The following is a 17,774-nucleotide window of genomic DNA, read 5'->3' on the forward strand; positions in this document are numbered from 1 at the left end:
GGTCTAAAGAAAAAGTGTGAGATATTTGAATCATACCCCACACTTTTGTTTTGATTCTTATGCTACATGGTCAGTCGCATAAACAACTCATGAGAGCTATTATCAATGTTGTTAATATCATTTTCCATTGCTGCTTCATAGGCATAACCTATCTGTAGCCCCGAACTGATATCGAACATGAACATTCCACTCAAAGCCTCATCCAATCTGTACGAGGCACCCACTTTGAACCGTTGTCCAAAATCCAATATCGAGGTCAGATCCACGGATATGGGAGATGCATCCACATATCGCAACATACTACTGGCCAGTAGGTTCATGTTCTTTCCCAGTTTAAAATCATACCCGCCCGATAGATAGACATGCCTACGGTCCGTGCTAGAAAAAGCGTTACCGTTGCGTTCTTCCAGACGATCTGGGGTCATCAATTTCGGAGCGGAAAGAGAAAGGAAAAAGTCTTCGTTCTTCAAATAGACACCTGCCCCTATATTTGGCGTAAACCTGTTTTCAAAATCCATAAGGGTACCATCTTGCCCCACTCCATATGTAATCAAACCTGTGGTGTTGGCACTGTATGAATTGCCGCTTGCCTTTAATCCGAAATAAAGCATATAATCTTCATTCAGTTTCACCCGATATGAAAAGTCTATTGCAACCCAAGTCTGATTTTCAATAAAAGTCTGATCGTTCAAGATGGATACGCCCAAACCAACATTTGCACCGACCGGCATAGAAAAGAGTGCGCTCTGGCTTTCAGGGGCTCCTTGTACCCCTGCCCATTGACTTCGAAGGCCTAGGGTAAGCTCGGCACCTTCACTGCTTCCGGCAAAAGCTGGATTTATCAAGTTCATACTATACCTGTAAAATGTGTATTGTGGGTCTTGTTGGGCAAAGATGGACTTTGTTCCCAAAGTTATGGCCAGACCTAAAACCAATATTAAATGTTTCATTGTTGTTTTTGTTTTTTGTCTTTTTAATAGTTGATATAGATCCAACCTTGAATCGGAGCTGATCCATCCCCAAGATCAATCATATACATGTAAGAACCTGCTGGAAGCTTCTCGTTGTTGTTCTTATAGAACCCTTCCCAGTTGTTTCGGTAGCTTTTTGTTGAGAAGACAACATGTCCCCATCGATTGAACACTTTGACGGTGTTATTGGGATAGTTGTCAATTCCAGGAATCACCCAGGACTCGTTAATTCCATCGCCATTTGGCGTAAAGGCCTCCGCTGGCACAATCTTCGGTTCGGAACTGAACGGGAAGCTATCCTCACTATCGGGAAGACCATCGTTGTCGTCGTCCGTGTCACAAGGATCTGCTATCAAATCGCCATCATTGTCTTCTCCTGTTAGTGTAAGTATGGCTGTCTCTATCGTAACATTACCATTAGAATCCATTATTGTTAAGGTAATGGTATAATCACCCAAAACACTACAGTTGAAATCAGTGCGATCAGCATTGATCTCAGAAATACCGCAATTGTCCGAACTTTCATCTATAAAATCCTCTGCTGTAATGCTAAGAAAGCCATTGGCATCTAATGGTAAAGTAAGGTTTTGGGTTACTACAGTCGGTGATATCATATCTTCCACAGTTATGATGGCGGTGGCGGTACCACTGTTCCCGTTGACGTCGGTTACGGTCAACGTGACCGTGTTGCTTCCCACATCGGCACATGTGAATGCGTTCGTGTCCAGTCCATAAGAGGCGATACCACAGTTATCGGTGGAACCGTTGTCTATTTGGGAAGCGGTTATGGAGGCATTGCCCGTGACATCCAATTGTACCGTAATGTCACGTGCCACTACCGTTGGATCGACGTTATCCTCAACGGTGACGGTGGCGGTGGCCGTACCACTGTTCCCGTTCACGTCGGTTACGGTCAACGTGACCGTGTTGCTTCCCACATCGGCACATGTGAAGGCGTTGGTGTCCAGTCCATAGGAGGCGATTCCACAGTTATCGGTGGAACCGTTGTCTATTTGGGAAGCGGTGATCGATGCATTGCCCGTGGCATCCAATTGTACCGTAATGTCACGTGCCACTACCGTTGGATCGACGTTGTCCTCAACGGAGACGTTGGCCGTGGCGGTACCACTGTTCCCGTTGACGTCGGTTACGGTCAACGTGACCGTGTTGCTTCCCACATCGGCACATGTGAATGCGTTCGTGTCCAGTCCATAAGAGGCGATTCCACAGTTATCGGTGGAACCGTTGTCTATTTGGGAAGCGGTTATGGAGGCATTGCCCGTGGCATCCAATTGTACCGTAATGTCACGTGCCACTACCGTTGGGTCGACGTTGTCCTCAACGGTGACGGTGGCGGTGGCCGTACCACTGTTCCCGTTGACGTCGGTTACGGTCAACGTGACCGTGTTGCTTCCCACATCGGCACAGGTGAATGCCGTGGTATCCAATCCATAGGAGGCGATACCACAGTTATCGGTGGAACCGTTGTCTATTTGGGAAGCGGTTATGGAGGCATTGCCCGTGACATCCAATTGTACCGTAATGTCACGTGCCACTACCGTTGGATCGACGTTATCCTCAACGGTGACGGTGGCGGTGGCCGTACCACTGTTCCCGTTCACGTCGGTTACGGTCAACGTGACCGTGTTGCTTCCCACATCGGCACAGGTGAATGCGTTCGTGTCCAATCCGTAAGAGGCGATGCCACAGTTATCGGTGGAACCGTTGTCTATTTGGGAAGCGGTGATCGATGCATTGCCCGTGGCATCCAATTGTACCGTAATGTCACGTGCCACTACCGTTGGATCGACGTTGTCCTCAACGGTGACGGTGGCGGTGGCGGTACCACTGTTCCCGTTCACGTCGGTTACGGTCAACGTGACCGTGTTGCTTCCCACATCGGCACATGTGAAGGCGTTGGTGTCCAGTCCATAGGAGGCGATACCACAGTTATCGTTGGAACCGTTGTCTATTTCCGCTGCGGTGATCGATGCATTGCCCGTTGTGTCCAATTGTACCGTGATGTCGCGTGCGACGACCGTTGGGTCGACATTGTCCTCAACGGAGACGTTGGCCGTGGCGGTACCACTGTTCCCGTTGACGTCGGTTACGGTCAACGTGACCGTGTTGCTTCCCACATCGGCACATGTGAAGGTGGTCGTGTCCAGTCCATAAGAGGCGATGCCACAGTTATCGGTGGAACCGTTGTCTATTTGGGAAGCGGTTATGGAGGCATTGCCCGTCGCGTCCAACTGTACCGTGATGTCACGTACGACGACCGTTGGGTCGACGTTGTCCTCAACGGTGACGGTGGCGGTGGCGGTACCACTGTTCCCGTTGACGTCGGTTACGGTCAACGTGACCGTGTTGCTTCCCACGTCCGCACATGTGAAGGTGGTCGTGTCCAATCCATAAGAGGCGATGCCACAGTTATCGGTGGAACCGTTGTCTATTTGGGAAGCGGTTATGGAGGCATTGCCCGTCTCGTCCAACTGTACCGTGATGTCGCGTGCGATGACCGTTGGGTTGAGCTCATCGGTAACAGTTACCTCTGCGGTTGTGGTCGATACATTTCCATTGTTATCAGTAACCGTAAGCGTAACTATGTTCGGATTGTTGGCAATATTTGAACAATTAAAATCTGTTTGACTTAGGGATAAAGATGCTATACCAGAAGCATCATTTGAACCATTATCCACAAGTGCTGCTGTTGTAGAGCCATTTCCAGAAGCATCTAACTGAACAGTGACGTTTTGAGCTATAGCAATTGGATCAGTGTCATCACTTACCCGAATACTCATTGTATATGCATCAGTACTGATGCCGCCACGGGAATCAAAAACTTTAAATGTAAAGGTCGAATAGGGGTTTCCAGATGCATTTGAAGGTGCTTTAAAGTTTAAAAGTGTAATATCATTAACTACCGTGCCATCAAACACATCTGACCCATCATACTCTAAATCACCAGCTGTTTCTATGGTTTCTATCCTGATACCACCAAATGTATCACCATCCGTATCCGTGAATGAAAAGTCATTACTACCAAATAGGTAATTGGAACCACTATCCAACTGAATTTGTCCATTGGCACTGGTGGGTTTAGCATTACTGATTACACTTATGGTAAAATTCTTTTCATGAAATTCTCCCATTAAATCGGTAGAACGGACTGTCACAACATAATCACCAGGAGTTAAAAGCGAGGAATTGGCCACAATCAAGCTATTTCCATTTACCGTAAACCGACCTCCACCATTGTTAGAAAGTGAGTAGTCGTGCTGGTCATTGGGGTTATTACCATCTGTAGTGGTTAGCGTGCCAATATTTGTATTGTCTACTGCTCCCTCACTTATCGAAGTATTGGACAGCTGAATGTCAGTAGGTGCTTGGTTGCTGGCTATGATGCCGAAAGTAACGGTACGCACGGCAGACTCAGCCCCATCACTGTCCTGGACCAATTTGTATGTAAACTGATCTGCACCTTCATAGCCAGCTGTAGGCGTATAGGTAAAACTACCGTCATTGGTGTTCAAGGATAAGCTACCATGACTTACATTGGAAACCTGAACAATGGTAAATTCATCTAGGTTGGCGTCATAATCGTTTTTAAGGATTCCATCCAAAAAGTCAACATTTAAAGTGGTATTTGGTTCCATTCCATAAGAATCATCTTGAGCAGAAGGTGGTATTGGATCGTCCGTAGCCGAGGCCTTTTGTATGTTACCAAAGGTTACATTTCCCTGCGAATAGTTATAAAAACCAAATCTTCCGGCTGGAAATTGAGCAACCCCGGCCTCCGCTGCCGATACATCAAATTTCTCTATACCATTAACCCGTACACGTATTCTATTTGCTGTATATAAGATTTCTATTTGATAGGTCACCCCATGCTGCCAAGGATCATTATTGGGTCCTTGACCAATTAATGTACCACTGACTGAGCTCCAGGACATGGCAGCTGTTTTTTTGAATAACAAATGAGCGCCTCCACTGCGAACACCCATACTGATTCCTCCCATATCCCAAGACCATATATAGGTATCGTTTACACCATTAAAGCCAAAAGCAAATCCAATATCATCATCATCACCAGCACCTGCATCGACTGTAATTGTCCCTTTAAATACCTCGTCTATATATCCGGAATCTGGACTTAAAAGGTAGACCGGATTACTAGTATTTCTGGACTGATAAGCGGTACGTCCAGTATTCTCAGGATAAGTCCAATGACCGTCACCTCCTGACCCCTCATTCACTTCTTCAAAAGTTCTTAAGTCTTCAAAATTCAACGATTGTAAGGTATGTGCATAACCTCTTACGTGTTCCGAAAATGCAATTTGAGATTCTATGGTTCCCGTTTTGTATTCCAGTTCCCAATCCGCATTTTTGGAAGCGTGCCCTGTTAGGTCTGTTGACGCCGTGACATCCATACCAGTGAGCGAAGCCATCAAATCAACCATCTGTTTTCCTTTTACTGTTTCCGCTAAGGAACAACCATATAAAAACAGATCGGCATTAGTAGAGACATGGCTTTTCCAAGAATCTAGTTCTGATTTAATCATATTCAAGTCATCCATCCAAAAGCTGTCAGATCCAAGAATAAGCTCTGCTGGTTTGGCATGGCCCACAATATGTATGGATTCCAAGCCATTATACTTTTGAATTTCCTGCGTCATTTTCAGAATCCCTTCATTATTGTTCGGATTCAAAAAAACGATTGCTGAATTCTTTAAATCAACATTAGCTTCTAAGATTTCATAATCAGGTAAGGAAGTATCTATGAAAATCAAATGTTCAATTTGGGATCTATATCCTTCAAATGATTTTTTATCAATAGACATTATGTGCTTGTCTGAATAAAAATCAGGAAGTTTTTTCTTTTTAAAAGAATCCCCTAATATTACTAATTCAGTAGATGTTTCATTGACATTCCCAAGTTGTTCCTGTTCTTCAATACCCTGATCGATGAAAGCCAAATCATTTGATTGAACAGAAAAAAGAAACATAAAGAATACGACGACGAGCATAGCCATCCTATTCTTTTTGAAGCCGTTTAGGTGTAAAGGTTTTTTCATGTTAAAGTTTGATAATTAATTATTGGTACAACTGATTTTTATTAGCCTAGAGATTCCGACAACATCGTTTTCCTTAAAACCATGTCTTTTGAATTTTTGGAATCTGTTAAATCTTAGAGATTGAAAGCTCTACACAAGGAGTTATTGATTACATATTGAAGTGCAGTAAAGCAAATAATGGATTTTTGAACGTAGATTTGAATCATTTGTTATCAATTTAATATTGTAGTATTATTCTTGTTTTTTATGTAAGATTGATAACGGACTTTTTTTTCTTTCGTTCAATTTTTTTTCAATTCGCTTGATAAATATCAATTATTGGATTTCTAGATTGGTTTTCATTAACACGAAAAGCATAAAAATTGACTTTTCTGGTAACCAAATAATAGGGATAGATTCAAATGAGGTAGTATATTTTTGGTGTGATCAAGTTCTCAAAATAGATTGGTTCCCTGAATTTTATGTAATAGTGTTACTGTCAATTTCAATTAAAAAAGGAGCCTTAAGAGGTTTTAAGGTTTTGAAATTGGAGGGTTCTGTGTAGTTCTACCAAAAAGTTTGTGAAGGTGACATCTAGACTATTCCCTTTCTCCTTTTACTATCAGTCCAGTATGCTCTTTAATAATTCTTGAAAGCGTCTCTGGTCGCATAACAAGTAATGAAGCAAGGTATTTATTTGGAATTCTGTTCAATAATTCTGGTTTATTGGTTTCCACAAAATAATTCCACCGTTCAAGAGCACTCGGTATTCTGGCCATATACGCTCTATTCTCAGCATGAATGTAATAATCTATCAATAACCTACGGTATAGTTCACTGATCTCAGGAAATGTCTGTAACCCATATTCCAAATCTTTATATTCTAAATATAAGCAATCGGTATCCTCAAGGCATTGAATGCTCTCCTTGGCGGGCTTAGCTATAAAAAAACCTGTTATGGATGTAAAAATCTCATTATCCGTACTTATCCAAGTCGTAATATCTTTTTTGCCACTTATAAAATACCCTCGAACCAATCCTTTTTTAATTAAATGTAATTTGGTACATAGCTCTCCTTTTTGGTAAACAATATCACCTTTTTGATATTGGACACTTCTTACATGTTCTGCCAAAAAGACCTTTAGCTCTTTGCTTAAAGGAACTATGGAATTGAGATAAAGTAATGCAAAAAAGTTTTGATGAATCTTCTTGTTCGGCCTCATTTAAAAAAGCAAAGCTGGTTATGAACTAACATCCTTGTTAATGGTATATGAACGAAATATACTGTCCTGTTTAGTCCATAACGAATTTAATAAATACAGGAATAAAAAAACGAAAAGATAGTGCTGATAAAACAAAAGGCTAAGGGTAATCCCACCTAAAAATTGGAACCTCCTGAGATATCGCAATACCAACATTTGGTCCGGATTGACGAAAAACCATGTGATTGCATTGTTTCCTCCATTAATTTTCGATTAATCCTTGATTATTATAACGGACTCATGCTGATTTAAGAAGAGATTGAGATGTGCTATTAGCCGAGACACAAAGGACTTTAAGCTTACAGACAGATATAGGGATTTGGAAATATATGTTTCAGATTTGTGTTCTAAAAGCTCAAAATTGTTTGGTCTTAGTATACAAATACATCCATAAATTTTACAATAGAATGTACTGATTTGAGCTTAGTTTAGAGCTTGGAGAATCAAGCTAGATGATAAATGTAAAATTATGATATACAGATTTCTATGGTGGATTAAAAGATTCTTTCGTCCCGACTTCAACTTTTTTTAACAATAGAAACCTTGGTGATTTTTGAATTATCAAGGTTTTTTGTTTTATGAGAAGCTTCTTCCTTTTTACTAATTTAAATCCAATCAAAAAAATGTACATTTGATTTGTAAATTAAAAAGGGGCTTATAAACTTCCAAATTTGGTTACCTATCTTACAAAAAAAGCACAAAGCATTGCTATTTGAATGAGTACATTTTTGTTCTTCGCACAGTTACGTCTCAAAACTAAAAATACCCAGTAATGGAGAAAACCTCCTATGTTTCAATTTGCTCACCAGGAAGAATAAACTTGATAGGAGAACATATTGATTATAATAATGGTTTTGTATTGCCAGCTGCAATTGATAAATCAATACGAATGGATTTCAAAATCAATGGTGATAAAAGCAGGTGTACAATAAAAAGTAAAGGATTCGATAATATTTTGGTGGCTGATTTGTACAACTTAAACTTAGGAACGAAGGGATGGCATAATTATGCACTTGACGTTTTACACGAAATACAATTGTTGGGGAAAAGCTTGAAGAGGTTTGATAGTGAAATGGAATCCAATGTACCTGCAGGTTCTGGGGTAAGTTGTTCGGCTGCTTTGGAGTGTGGACTTGCATTTGGTCTTAATGAATTATTTGACTTGAGACTTAGTGAATGGGAATTTTCAAAAGATGAGCCTGATATTTTAGGAAGTCGTATGATAGGTGGTGGCTTTGGCGGATGCACCTTGAATTTAATTCATAAAGACGCAATTGATGCATTCATTGAAAGAGCCTCAAAAGCATATAAAAATAAATTTGGCATTGAACTCTCCTATTTTGAGACCATTCCCAGCCAAGGAACCCATGTAACCAGTCAATACATATGAAATTTGATCTAAACGAACACCCGCACAGAAGGTATAATATCTTAACAGGGGAATGGGTCCTTGTATCGCCCCATCGCACCAAAAGGCCCTGGCAAGGTAAACAGGAAAAAACAAGCGATGAGAAAAAGCTCAGCTACGATCCAAACTGCTACCTCTGTCCGGGAAACACCAGAGCCAATGGCATAACCAATCCCAATTATGAATCGACCTATAGTTTTGTCAACGATTTTTCGGCCTTACTTCAGGATTCACCATCAGAATTAGTTGAAAATGGACTGTTGAGGGCTAAGGGTGAAAGTGGAATCTGTAAAGTGGTCTGTTTTTCCCCCGATCATTCGCTGACCCTGCCGCTTATGGAAGTTGGAGCCATTGAAGAAGTGATTTCGCTTTGGCAAGCGGAATATAGTGCTTTGGGTGAAATGGACGATATTAACCATGTACAGATTTTTGAGAACAAAGGAGCCATCATGGGCTGTAGCAATCCCCACCCGCATGGGCAAATTTGGGCGCAAAGCTCTATTCCACAAGAAGTGGCAAAAAAGACATCCTATCAAAAGCAGTACTGGGAAAAACACAATAGAAGCCTTTTAGGAGATTATTTGGAGCAAGAAACCCGAGAAAAGGAACGCATACTTTTTGAGAATGAACATTTTATTGCTATTGTGCCTTTCTGGGCTGTTTGGCCATATGAAGTTATGATAGCTCCAAAAAAACACTTGCAACATATTGGGCAGCTAAATGCTGATCAAAAGACCAATTTTGCCCATATCATGAAAGATGTCACTACCGCTTATGACAATCTGTTCGAAACATCGTTCCCATATTCGATGGGAATACACCAAGCACCAACAGATAAAACTATTCATGAAGAGTGGCACTTCCATATGTCATTTTATCCCCCGTTGTTACGATCGGCCTCGGTTAAAAAGTTTATGGTCGGATATGAAATGTTTGCTAATCCACAACGTGACATTACTGCGGAACAGGCGGCACAGAAGCTTAGGGAACTGCCATTGACTCATTATTCCAGTAATAATGAGGTATAATGAAGTTATGAACTGAGTTCGTAAATCGATTTACTTGGTAGGCTAAATTTGTGGTAAAAGGTTTTCCGATTTTCAATTTACTATAACGGTGGTAGTTCAAAAAGCTAATCTCATGTTTGATAAGTATTTATACCTTACGCTACACAATTTTAGCCTTCCTACTTTGTTCTTTCAATCCGTTAAACTAGAAAATCCTTTTGCTGAATGGAAAAGTCTCCATTTTAGAAGAAATAAGAATGGTAGTAGATATTGATTAGGGTGAATACGCTTAAAATAACATGAAATAAATTAACTTACGATAGTGTATGAATACAAAACCTCTTCAGAACACGGCTATTGGAATCGTTTTATGCATATTTTGCATCATTATTTCTTATAAATGTAATTCTTATGAAGCCAAGGAGTTGAAACTCGAAATCGTGTCCGATTACGACGGAAACCAATTTGTAGGTTCAATAACTTGTCAATCTTGTCATGAACAAATGTATTCAGATCATTTAGAGACCGCCCATTACTTAACCTCAAAGAAAGCTGATAAGTCATCCATACTGGGCAGTTTTGAAGATAATAATAACCACCTTGAGTTAAAAAAAGGAATTGTTTACAAGATGGTTGAAGAAAATGGACAGCTTTATCAAGCTGTGTACATAAATGGCACTTACCTCAACAAAGTTCCTTTTCATATTATAGTTGGTTCAGGAGTTAAAGGGCAATCCTATTTATACTGGCATCAAAATACATTATCACAACTACCGGTATCTTACTCCCAAGTAGAAAAAAGCTGGGTAAATAGTCCAGGCTATGTGGACAATAAGGTTCAGATGAACAGATCCATAATTCCAACATGTCTTACTTGCCACACCACTTTTGCTAAAAATATTCAACCGGATGATTTTTTCAGTCCCGCCTATGATAAAAAACAAGTCATTCTGGGAATACAATGCGAAAGTTGCCATGGACCTTCGTCCAAACATGTGGACTTCCATCAACAAAATCCTAATGAAAAAAACCCAGAATTTATACTGGATATTACAAAATTGAGTCGGCAGCAAAGGTTAGATGCTTGTGCTAAGTGTCATTCAGGGCTTAGGGAACCAATCAAGAGACCTTTTTCTTTTAAAACTGGTGATGTTTTGGATGAATTCACAAAAGCCAATTACTTGCCGGAAGAAATCAATAGTTTAGATGTTCATGGCAACCAATACGGCCTATTAACTTCTAGCAAGTGCTTCATTGAGTCCGAAACGATGGACTGTTCGTCATGTCATAATCCCCATCGGAAAGAACGACAAAATCTAAAATTGTATTCTCAGAGATGTATGGAATGTCACCAGGAACCAGAACAAATTCACAAATCGTCTTACGTAAAAGAATCTGTGTCCACTAATAATTGCATAGACTGCCATATGCCAAAACTCCCTTCTTCAGTTTTAACAATTCAATCGCAAGATTTGACCAATATAGATTCGCTATTGGTCAGAACGCATCGAATTGCCGTTTACGAAAAAGCATCGGAAGATTTAATGGAATATATAAAAAAACTTACAACAGAGTCCAAAAATCGTTAGAACATTCAATGGGTAATGAAACAACAGGTGTTGAATCTTTTTTGATAATTAAATTTGAGCTGATTTATGACTTTGTGTTTTTTAGCCTTCAAAGTGTCTACAGCGCAATCAATTGATCAGATTGGCAACATTTCTAGTGGACGACCTTCTAATTTTTAATTCCCCATTTAGAACAATGGTCTTGGTTTTCTGTGATTTATGTTTCATTAGTTCTAATAGAAGTTCTGCGGCTCGCCTGCCCATTTCGAAAGTAGGCTGTTTCACACTGCTTAGGGGAGGAGTGACCAATTCTGCCATTCGAGTCTCCGTAAACCCCATGATAGCTATATCCTCAGGAACACGATATCCATTATCCTTCAATTTTTTCATTGCACCAATGGCCACTAAATCGTTTTCACAATAAAAAGCGTCAGGCAAATCATGCTTGTAAATAAGGTCTTCAATGATTTCTATACCTTCTTTAGCCAATAATCCTGTTTCTATAATCTTGTAATTCCCTTTTGGAAATTTGTGTTTTCTGATAGCTTTTAAAAATCCTTTGATCCTTTCGTTTGAAACGCATAAGTTCTTGTGTCCAGCTAGATGGTATATTTTTTTATAACCTTGTGATATTAAATGTTCCGTAGCAAAAAAACTCCATTTTTGGTTATTAAAAAGCACTTTGTCTGCTTGCAATGATTCCTCCACCCTTCCCAAAAAAACTATTGGGTATCCATTTTGTTTTTGTTCCAAATAGTATTCCATATTATTACTTTCTGTCGCTGGGGCAATTATTAGCCCATCAATCATATTGTTAATCAAAGTTTTAACATTTTTTAATTCCTGTATCGGACTTTCTTCAGATTGCATTACCAATACTTGATAGCCTTCATTTATAAACACTTCTTGCACTGCCATTATAATTTCCGAGAAAAACTCACTTATGAACTCAGGTACAACAACGCCGATATTAAATGTTTTGTTCTGGCTCAATTTTTTGGCAATAGGGTTTGGAGAATAGCCCATTTCCTTTGCGGTAGTTAAAATAAGTTCCCTAGTTTCTTTCTTAATATCATATTTATCGTTAAACGCTCTTGAAACAGAAGAGATGGAAACATTGAGCCTTTTAGCAACATCCTTTATAGTTATACGTTTCATAACATTTTTTTAAGAAAATTAAATATATAGCTTATATAAATTTCCGGAAATTTTATAAACTAGAAGGATAAACTTACAAAAACCTTGGTAAATTTTAAATAAACCCTTAAAATGTTTAGCAATTTTCAATTTTAGATAAACATTATATTACTGAATCCAAATATGTTGAGCATTTTGGTTAGGTATAGATTGTAGAGATAATCATATCAAAAAAAGTAGAGCCAAAATTTGGATACTTCCTAAAAAAAGACTGTTTAAACACAGATATAATAAATTTCCGGAAACGATTCCGTAAATTTAAAACGTTTCCGGTAACGTTTTCAGAAACTTTAATCACGTTTTCCGGAATAATATAATAGTTGTGTATATCTTTCCACTTACTAATTAACTAAACATTTAATTTTATGAAAAAGCTACTCTTTGTTATGTTTTTTCTATCCATTAGCGGGATGCTGTGGTCACAGGAAAAGCAAATAACAGGTACAGTGAAGGACACGGACGGTATGCCTCTTCCTGGTGCCACTATTGTTGTCCAAGGAACAACAAATGGTACTCAAACTGATTTTGACGGGAATTATACGATTAAAGTCGCTGAAGGAAGTGTATTGTCATTTTCTTACATTGGCTTTGCTTCGCAAAGCATTACAGTCGGGAGCAGTTCTACCATAAACATTACCTTAGAGGAAGATTCTGCCCAACTAGATGAGGTGGTTGTGGTTGGGTATGGCACCCAAAAGGCAGTGAATCTCACTGGGTCGGTAGAGACGGTAAAGGCTGAGGAAATTACTAGGCAACCTGTCATACAAACTTCACAGGCCTTAGCCGGACTGGTGCCAGGATTAACCGCGGTGCAGGGCAGTGGGCAACCTGGTAATGACGGGGCTACCCTACGTATAAGGGGGCTTGGTACAATAGGTTCGGGGGATAACAACAATCCATTGGTTTTGGTTGATGGAATTCCAGATGATATTAATGGTCTAGATCCTTCTGATATTAAATCCATTTCGGTTTTAAAAGATGCTTCGGCTTCAGCTATTTATGGGTCTAGGGCTGCGAATGGTGTAATACTGATTACTACAAATAGGGGTAGGGATGGTGTTTTGCAAGCAACGTACAATACGTATGTAGGTGTGCAGGGGCAAACCCAAAACTTGAATTTTGCCAATGCATCGGAATATCTCCAAGCATTTAACGATGCCGACCCAGCTGGTGTTCCTCAGGAAACTCTCGATGCTTACAGAGAAGGTGTGGGTTTAGGAACAGAAGCTTTGCCAGATACAGATTGGCTTGACCTATTGTTTTCTGAGCAGGGTTTGCAGCAGTATCATAACTTTAGTGTTAGGGGAGGGTCTGAAAAAGCAAGGCTTGCAGCTTCTATCTCCTACACGAATCAAGAAGGAAATATTCCAAATTTCGACTTTGAGAGGTTTACAGGGAGGTTTAATACGGATTTAAAATTTAGTGAAAAATTTGATGTTGCTTTTGATATTAATTTTAGGCGAGACGTTAATACCCAGCCCGCATCATTGCAAGATGTTATCCGTCAAGCTAATCGTTTGAGTCCTACGTTTATCGCTATAAATGATAATGGGACTTGGGGAGAAGGTTTTAGTGGAGGAAATCCGGTTGCACTTGTGAATACGGGCTCAGAAGACGAAAGAATAGTAAATTATTTTAGAGGAGTTCTTAAAGCTACGTATAGACCTATTGAAGAATTGTCGCTAACCGCTACATATGCTCCACAGTATACGGGTATCAGTCGTAATGATTTTAACCGACCATGGGTATGGCAAAGTAGTTCAAATGCAGACCCTGTACAACTTGGTTTATCTTCAGTGGCCCAAGAGAAACAAGAACGTTTTATTGATAACTTTAATTTTATCGTAAATTATAGCAAAGATTTTGGAGACCACAGTGTGTCTGGTCTTGTGGGGTATGAATTTATAAAAGACCAATCCGAAACATTTGGAGCTGCTAGAGGTGGGTTTGTTATACCAGATTTTCGTACGTTGAATAACGGAGATGCCGATACTGCGACTAACTTTGGAAGAGCTACGGTCAGTGGTTTGGAATCGGTATTTGGGAGGGTGAATTATGCCTATAAGGGGAAGTATTTGCTTGAAGCCAATGTAAGAAGGGATGCCTCTTCAAGATTTGCCCCAGGATTCAGATCTGCAACTTTCCCTTCTGTATCCTTAGGTTGGCGTGTAACAGAGGAAGATTTTTTTCCAGAAGACTCTTTTGTTTCAAACCTGAAATTTAGAAGTTCGTGGGGGCAATTGGGGAATCAATTTATCTTTGCCAATCTTACAGAAAATGGGGTCAATATCCAAGACTATTTTGGCAATCCACTTTCCGTTCCTATCAACTTTATTTTTCAATCGCAGTTTGGTGTAGGGAATGCAAACCCAGTTCTTGGTGGGGCCGCCACCGTCGGAGGGGCGCAACCTAACTTGGCAAACTCTGAACTGGAATGGGAAGTATCAGAAACATTTAATGTAGGGGTCGATGCTGCTTTTTTTGATAATAGATTGACCTTTACCGGTGAATACTATGTCAGAACAACAAAGGATATCCTACTTGGAGTGACTTTACAACCTTCAACAGGTTTTGCATCCGTACCCCCACAAAATGCCGGGGAGGTTCAAAACAAAGGATGGGACTTTTCCATAGGATGGCAAGGTGCTATCGGGGATAACTTTACCTACGGAATCAATGCCAATTACTTCTTTTTTGAGAATGAGGTCACAGATTTGGGGGGACTGGATGAGTTGCCGCCAGCAGATACAATCACCAGGGTTGGAGAAAGTATAGGTGCAATATTTGGGTTTAGAGAGGAAGGATTGTATCAAGAGAGCGATTTTGATGCTGATGGTAACCTAAACGCTGGATTACCGGTCCCGAGTTTTGGCGACTTTCAAGCAGGAGACATAAGATTTGCAGATATTTCCGGTCCAGATGGTGTTCCAGATGGGATTATTAATAATGATGACCGTACAATAATCGGTAATAGTATTGATACAAGTAATTGGGGTGTTGATGTCTTTGCAAAGTATAAAAGTTTCGATGTATCAGTTTCAGTAATAGGCGCTGGTGGTAGAGATGTGTTTTTACGTGATGATATAGGATGGTCCTTCTTCAACGCCGGTAAAATTCAAAGATGGCAATTGGATTACTGGACTCCCACAAATACGGATGCTTCATTGCCAAGACCAACAGCATTAAGTTCACATCATAATTTTAGGGTAACTGAAACTTGGGTGCATGATGCTTCTTATGTGCGAGTTAGAAATATCACTCTCGGGTATGAATTGCCTGATCTTAACGGCACATCCGTTAGATTGTTCGTTTCGGGCCAAAACCTATTTACCTTTGATAAGTTGCCTGAGGGTATAGATCCTTTAGTGCCAAACTTTAACACGGGGAATTTTTTCCCTATAGCTAAGGTATATACTGCAGGCTTAAATGTTAGATTTTAATTAAAAAAAATTGTAGAAATGAAAAAACTAAAATTAATTCTTGTTTTGTGTCTTGTCATGACCGGAATATCCAGTTGTGCAGACAATGTATTGGATTTAGAAGATCCGAGCGCCCCAGCCGATACGAATTTTTTCTCTACCGAAGCAGAATTGGAAATTGCTTTGGGTGGTATATATGAAAGCTTGGCATATGTAAGAGGTGTTCCTTTTCCTCAACTTTTGGACCATGTAACCGATTTAGGCTTTAGTAGGGGCGGTGTTGTGGGTACTGGAGATGTGACCCAAGGTAGTTTATCATCAACAAGTGATATAACCGAAGCGTATTGGGAAAACTTTTATATAGGGGTGCAACGAGCCAACACATTATTGGCCAACATGTCTAGGGCCGAAGAAGTTAGTGACCCAGACAGATTTAATGAAATTCGTGCTGAGGCTCTATTTTTAAGAGCCTATTTTTACAGTTACTTAGTTGAATTGTACGGAGATGTACCGTTGAGACTAGACATTGTAACATCTTTGAATGATGAAAATTTGGTTTTGTCTAGAACACCTAAAGCAGAGGTGGTTGCCCAAATATTGGGAGATTTAGATATTGCAGCAGGCATACTGCCAACTAACGCAGCTGAAAGAGGTAGGACTTCTGCAAATGCAACCAATGCCTTAGCTTCTAGAATTGCACTATATAATGGCGACTACAGCCTTGCCATAAGTAAAGCGGAAGAAGTTCAAAATGCGGGTGTATCGTTATACCCTGATTATGAATCATTGTTTCTTCCAGAAAATATTGATGCAGAGGAGATTTTGCTAAGTGTCAATTTTGCGGAAGGAGCAAAAATACATCGCTTGTCAGTAGAACAAGGCTCGCGTTTTGGTGGATGGGCCCGATTGGTACCACTTCAACCAACGTTGGATACCTATGAGACCATAAATGGATTGCCAATAGACGAAGATCCAGCTTTTGATGCAGTAAACCCTTTTGAAAATAGAGACCCAAGGATGAAAGCAACTATTGTGACCCCTGGTGATGTATGGACCAACCATGAATATTATCAGCATAGTGATAGTCTAGCTTGTTGGAGAATAGAAAATGGTCAGAGAGTAGAACGTGTTTTTAACGCCAACTCAGCTAATCCTTCAGGTGTTAGCATTGTCGATAATGTTCTTGATCCAGTTTCAGGTACCTTCAGGGAATTTGATAGTGGAGGGTCTAACCAGTTTACCTCGTTCACAGGTTATATATGGAAAAAATTCTCAGATGAGCCGGCCTTGGCTGGAGAACGTGCGTTCCCTGCTACCCAGTCCGAGCAACCATTAACCCTAATACGTTATGCAGAGGTATTGTTAAACTTTGCCGAAGCTAAAATAGAATCTGGAAACATTGACCAGGCGACATTGAATGCTATCAATGCGGTAAGGGAGCGCGGATATAATGGTTCGGGCATCACTTATCCTGAAGTTACGACTATGGATCAAGCAGAACTTAGAAGGATAGTCAGACGTGAACGTAAGGTGGAGTTGGCCAATGAGGGTCTCCGTTTATTTGATATTAGAAGATGGCGTACTGCTGAAAAAGTAATGAATGGAGCAGCTGTAGGTGGCCCAGCCAATGGATTCAGTGTGATTGGTGGAGATTTAGGATTGGTTCCCGTCATAGATGATGATGGACACGTCACATATCCTGGTGCTCCTATAGAACCAAGAGGAGAGCTGGGGAATTTTAGTTATAGGGATGTAGAGGCAAGGCTTTTTCAGCCAGCAAGAGATTATTTATGGCCCATACCTCAGTCAGAAATTGATGCCGCGGCCGGCGCTGGAGTTGAAGTACAGCAAAATCCCGGTTATTGAGTTAGTTTTTTTTATTCAATTT

9 protein-coding genes are annotated in these 17,774 nt (G+C 40.3%); 5 read left to right on the top strand and 4 right to left on the bottom strand.

Annotated features, from left to right (window positions below; genetic code table 11):
- Positions 1-62: 62 nt before the first annotated feature.
- The 3 genes from LV716_RS13900 to LV716_RS13910 all read right to left on the bottom strand — a co-directional run bounded on the left by LV716_RS13900 (position 63) and on the right by LV716_RS13910 (position 7,248).
- Positions 63-950, bottom strand: a complete 888-nt coding sequence (locus LV716_RS13900; protein WP_163418390.1) for a type IX secretion system membrane protein PorP/SprF — start codon at positions 948-950, stop codon at positions 63-65.
- Between the two features lie 23 nt (positions 951-973).
- Positions 974-6,046 carry a DUF4347 domain-containing protein gene (locus LV716_RS13905; RefSeq protein WP_163418391.1) on the bottom strand — a complete coding sequence of 1,691 codons (5,073 nt, stop codon included), beginning with the start codon at positions 6,044-6,046 and terminating at the stop codon, positions 974-976.
- A 578-nt stretch (positions 6,047-6,624) separates the two neighbouring features.
- Complete coding sequence (locus LV716_RS13910) at positions 6,625-7,248, bottom strand: Crp/Fnr family transcriptional regulator (protein ID WP_163418392.1); 624 nt, start codon at positions 7,246-7,248, stop codon at positions 6,625-6,627.
- An 811-nt stretch (positions 7,249-8,059) separates the two neighbouring features.
- Here LV716_RS13910 and LV716_RS13915 point away from each other — a divergent pair.
- From LV716_RS13915 to LV716_RS13925, 3 genes are all read left to right on the top strand, one after another.
- Positions 8,060-8,677: a galactokinase family protein gene (locus tag LV716_RS13915; protein ID WP_163418393.1), complete on the top strand. Its 618-nt coding sequence runs from the start codon at positions 8,060-8,062 to the stop codon at positions 8,675-8,677.
- Complete coding sequence (locus tag LV716_RS13920; protein WP_163418394.1) at positions 8,674-9,723, top strand: UDP-glucose--hexose-1-phosphate uridylyltransferase; 1,050 nt, start codon at positions 8,674-8,676, stop codon at positions 9,721-9,723. Before LV716_RS13915 ends, LV716_RS13920 begins: the two co-directional genes overlap by 4 nt.
- 305 nt (positions 9,724-10,028) lie before the next feature.
- The gene (locus LV716_RS13925; RefSeq protein WP_163418395.1) at positions 10,029-11,291 is read left to right on the top strand and encodes a multiheme c-type cytochrome; all 1,263 of its coding nucleotides are present in this window, start codon (positions 10,029-10,031) and stop codon (positions 11,289-11,291) included.
- A gap of 108 nt (positions 11,292-11,399) precedes the next feature.
- Here the strand turns inward: LV716_RS13925 and LV716_RS13930 are convergent, their stop codons facing one another.
- Entirely contained in the window at positions 11,400-12,428 is a 1,029-nt protein-coding gene (locus LV716_RS13930) for a LacI family DNA-binding transcriptional regulator (RefSeq protein ID WP_163418396.1), read from the bottom strand.
- Positions 12,429-12,832: 404 nt separating this feature from the next.
- Between LV716_RS13930 and LV716_RS13935 the strand changes: the two genes are divergently transcribed.
- Both LV716_RS13935 and LV716_RS13940 read left to right on the top strand, forming a co-directional pair.
- On the top strand, positions 12,833-15,907 hold the full coding sequence (locus LV716_RS13935) for a TonB-dependent receptor (protein ID WP_163418397.1): 3,075 nt from the start codon (positions 12,833-12,835) through the stop codon (positions 15,905-15,907).
- 18 nt (positions 15,908-15,925) lie between these two features.
- Entirely contained in the window at positions 15,926-17,752 is a 1,827-nt protein-coding gene (locus LV716_RS13940; RefSeq protein WP_163418398.1) for a RagB/SusD family nutrient uptake outer membrane protein, read from the top strand.
- Positions 17,753-17,774: the final 22 nt, after the last annotated feature.

This window comes from Flagellimonas sp. HMM57, assembly GCF_021390175.1.
Taxonomy (GTDB): domain Bacteria; phylum Bacteroidota; class Bacteroidia; order Flavobacteriales; family Flavobacteriaceae; genus Flagellimonas.

What these genes read in the sequence shown, in the direction of transcription:
- LV716_RS13930 (WP_163418396.1), bottom strand. Translation starts at nt 12,428, where the DNA reads ATGAAACGTATAACTATAAAGGATGTTGCTAAAAGGCTCAATGTTTCC.
- LV716_RS13900 (WP_163418390.1), bottom strand. Translation starts at nt 950, where the DNA reads ATGAAACATTTAATATTGGTTTTAGGTCTGGCCATAACTTTGGGAACA.
- LV716_RS13940 (WP_163418398.1), top strand. Translation starts at nt 15,926, where the DNA reads ATGAAAAAACTAAAATTAATTCTTGTTTTGTGTCTTGTCATGACCGGA.
- LV716_RS13925 (WP_163418395.1), top strand. Translation starts at nt 10,029, where the DNA reads ATGAATACAAAACCTCTTCAGAACACGGCTATTGGAATCGTTTTATGC.
- LV716_RS13935 (WP_163418397.1), top strand. Translation starts at nt 12,833, where the DNA reads ATGAAAAAGCTACTCTTTGTTATGTTTTTTCTATCCATTAGCGGGATG.
- LV716_RS13920 (WP_163418394.1), top strand. Translation starts at nt 8,674, where the DNA reads ATGAAATTTGATCTAAACGAACACCCGCACAGAAGGTATAATATCTTA.
- LV716_RS13910 (WP_163418392.1), bottom strand. Translation starts at nt 7,248, where the DNA reads ATGAGGCCGAACAAGAAGATTCATCAAAACTTTTTTGCATTACTTTAT.
- LV716_RS13905 (WP_163418391.1), bottom strand. Translation starts at nt 6,046, where the DNA reads ATGAAAAAACCTTTACACCTAAACGGCTTCAAAAAGAATAGGATGGCT.
- LV716_RS13915 (WP_163418393.1), top strand. Translation starts at nt 8,060, where the DNA reads ATGGAGAAAACCTCCTATGTTTCAATTTGCTCACCAGGAAGAATAAAC.